The organism is Capnocytophaga sp. oral taxon 863 str. F0517 (genome assembly GCF_000466425.1).
Taxonomy (GTDB): Bacteria; Bacteroidota; Bacteroidia; order Flavobacteriales; family Flavobacteriaceae; genus Capnocytophaga.
Genome location: NZ_KE992161.1, coordinates 1 through 2,601, shown reverse-complemented (window position 1 = coordinate 2,601; position 2,601 = coordinate 1). Strand labels below are relative to the sequence as shown.

General features: G+C 33.7%; 3 protein-coding genes and 1 pseudogene. 3 read left to right on the top strand and 1 reads right to left on the bottom strand.

Annotated features, from left to right (window positions below; all coding sequences use genetic code 11):
* From HMPREF1551_RS14000 to HMPREF1551_RS07965, 3 genes are all read left to right on the top strand, one after another.
* The coding region (locus tag HMPREF1551_RS14000; RefSeq protein ID WP_021628583.1) for a hypothetical protein at positions 1-362 on the top strand (362 nt) is incomplete at its 5' end.
* A gap of 11 nt (positions 363-373) precedes the next feature.
* Positions 374-805, top strand: a complete 432-nt coding sequence (locus HMPREF1551_RS07970; RefSeq protein ID WP_021628582.1) for a hypothetical protein — start codon at positions 374-376, stop codon at positions 803-805.
* A 123-nt stretch (positions 806-928) separates the two neighbouring features.
* The gene (locus HMPREF1551_RS07965; protein ID WP_021628581.1) at positions 929-1,729 is read left to right on the top strand and encodes a hypothetical protein; all 801 of its coding nucleotides are present in this window, start codon (positions 929-931) and stop codon (positions 1,727-1,729) included.
* A gap of 435 nt (positions 1,730-2,164) precedes the next feature.
* Here the strand turns inward: HMPREF1551_RS07965 and HMPREF1551_RS07960 are convergent.
* Positions 2,165-2,601 (bottom strand): annotated as a pseudogene (locus tag HMPREF1551_RS07960) (conjugal transfer protein TraG); the annotation flags it as partial.

Sequence of the window (2,601 nt, the reverse complement as noted above, 5' to 3'; positions counted from 1 at the left end):
AGAATGGCAATGTGATTAAGTTAGATACTCAAGGAAAAAACATTGAGATTTCTGCTCCTGAGACTATTAATATCACGGCTAAGAACATCAACTTAAAAGCAAGTGATAGCATTGATTTGGATGCCAATGTAAATATCACTGAAACAGCAGGAATGGCTAAGAGAAGTGATATTGGTGGAGATATGTTTGTATATGTAAATGGTGCTTTAACAGAGGTGATTGAGGGGGATCTAAATAGCCATTCAAAAGGAGGAAGCCAATATACAGCGAAAGAGACTATTGTAGATAGCTCTAACAATATGAAAGTAAATTCTGCTACCTCTCTTAAAAAGAAGAGTGGAGAATATAATAATCAAAGCTAAAAGATAATACTATGAGAACAAGAATTGTAAAAGGAACAATGAACATCTCAAGTGATGGAGATATAGAATTTCATACCTTTGGAGGTGATTTAACTTTCAGTGCAGGTGGTAAAAATGAATGGACAAGCCCTCAAACCATTGTAGGGGCTTATGAACCTATAAAATTTCCTCTTAGTCAAAATAATAGTTGTACATGTAATATTTCAAAACCAGCTAAAAATTTTAAAGAACTCATTTCTTTGGTAAAACAAGCAGAAGAAGTTCTTATAAAGAATGGATATGAAAGCATGGGAGATAGGATTAGTATATTGAGAGGAATATATTATGGTACTGAATGGAGTCTAGACTACAAAGTAGAGAAAAGTAAAATTAGGCTTAATGGACAAAAATGTTGCTCGAAAGTTGTTCAATCCCTTATTTTATCTACCTTTGCAGCTATTTGAAAAGATGAATAAAAAATTTGCTTTTACTGTGGTAGCAAAATAACTAAGAAAAATGGCACTAAAGAGGGTGTTCAACGATACAAGTGTTATGCCTGTGGAAAGACTTTTTTAGCCAAGAGGCAATTGAATATAGATGAAGATTTACTTTGGGAAGAGTATGTCAAAGGTAAACAGACTTATGCTCAATTAGCTGAAAAATATAGGTGTTCTATAAGAACAATCCAAAGAAAGTTAGATAATTATTCTGTCAAGAAACAGCTTAAAACAGCCCGAAAGGTGATCGTTCTGATGGATACAACTTATTGGGGAAGAGAGTTTGGCGTTATGCTTTTTAAAGATGCAATAACTAAAGAGAACCTTCTAAAGTACTATGTGAAAAATGAAACGAATGCTTTGTATATAAAAGGAATTCAAGAACTTATAAGCAAAGGTTTTGAAGTTATAGCAATTGTTTGCGATGGAAGAAAAGGACTATTACAGTCTTTTAATGATATTCCTGTTCAAATGTGTCAATTCCATCAAAAGGCAATTATTATCAGATATTTAACCAAGAATCCTAAACTCCCTGCTGCGCAAGAACTAATGAAAGTAGTGAATTTATTGACTAATACAGACAAAGAATCATTTGAAGGGATTTTAGGATTATGGCATGAAAAATGGGGAGATTTTCTCAAAGAGAGGAGTATTAATCCATTGACAGGCAGAACACATTATACACATAAAAGGCTAAGAAGCGCCTATAGAAGCTTGAAAAACAACTTATCATGGCTCTTTACTTGGTATAATAAAATAGAACTAAATATTCCCAATACAACGAATGCAATAGATGGTCATTTTGCGGACTTAAAGAATAAACTAAGGAATCATAATGGTTTGTCTTTGGAAAGGAAAAAGAAATTTATTGATGGGTTTTTAAAGGCATAGGGCTGCCAAAATATTAATAAAAAGAGGGAGCCTTATTACAAGCTCCCTCATATTAACATTTTGTATAGCATCTGTATTATCCCTGATAGGTTGCTCCCCAGCAGAGCCTATTTCCGTTTATACAGATAGGGCAAAGGTAAGGTAGTTTTTGTATTATCCAAATACCTGTCTAAAAAAGAGCAACACTTTTGTCCATTAGAAGCTATGTACCCAAAAAAAGCAACATTTTTGTCCATTATACCAAAAATTACTATTATATAAATAGCTATATGTCAATAAATTATATCAATTTCAGTATAAAATATAAATTCAAATCGCTGAAAGAAAAAATCTTTATAAAAAACTAAATATCAATCACTTACAAGAGTTTTGAAAAAATCAACGCACCACTAGTAAAGAACAAACATGTGTTGTTTTGAGAATAAAGCAACTAAATTATGTATTTTTTTCTTCCCCTTCCTTTTCCACCAAATGCCTTAGCTCAGGGTCGTTGGCGATGCGTTCTTTTTCGCGTTCAATGATTTCAATGACATCTAACTTTATCTGGCGATAATTGGCTTCTACTTGTTCTTTGGTGGTATCGTTGCCGTAGGCATCAGTAAAGGAGAGAACTTCGGGGATTTTCTGGTAGGCTTTGGCCTCAGCAGCTACTTTCTCATTATCCACTATTATCTGAGCGTGGAATATCTTCTGCTCGATACGCTCGTCAAAATTATCAGAAACAGCTCCTACAAACATCCCTTGGGTAAGATTGGATATTTTGCTGGCAGGAATCAAACTATCTAACTGCGTAGATATGGAGGTAGAAGTATCATTGCGGTTAATCGTAGTAGATTGTCTTTTCTGCAATACCTTTCCAAAACGTTCAGAAA

Coding starts and splice junctions, on each gene's coding strand:
- HMPREF1551_RS07970 (WP_021628582.1), top strand. CDS start 374: ATGAGAACAAGAATTGTAAAAGGAACAATGAACATCTCAAGTGATGGA.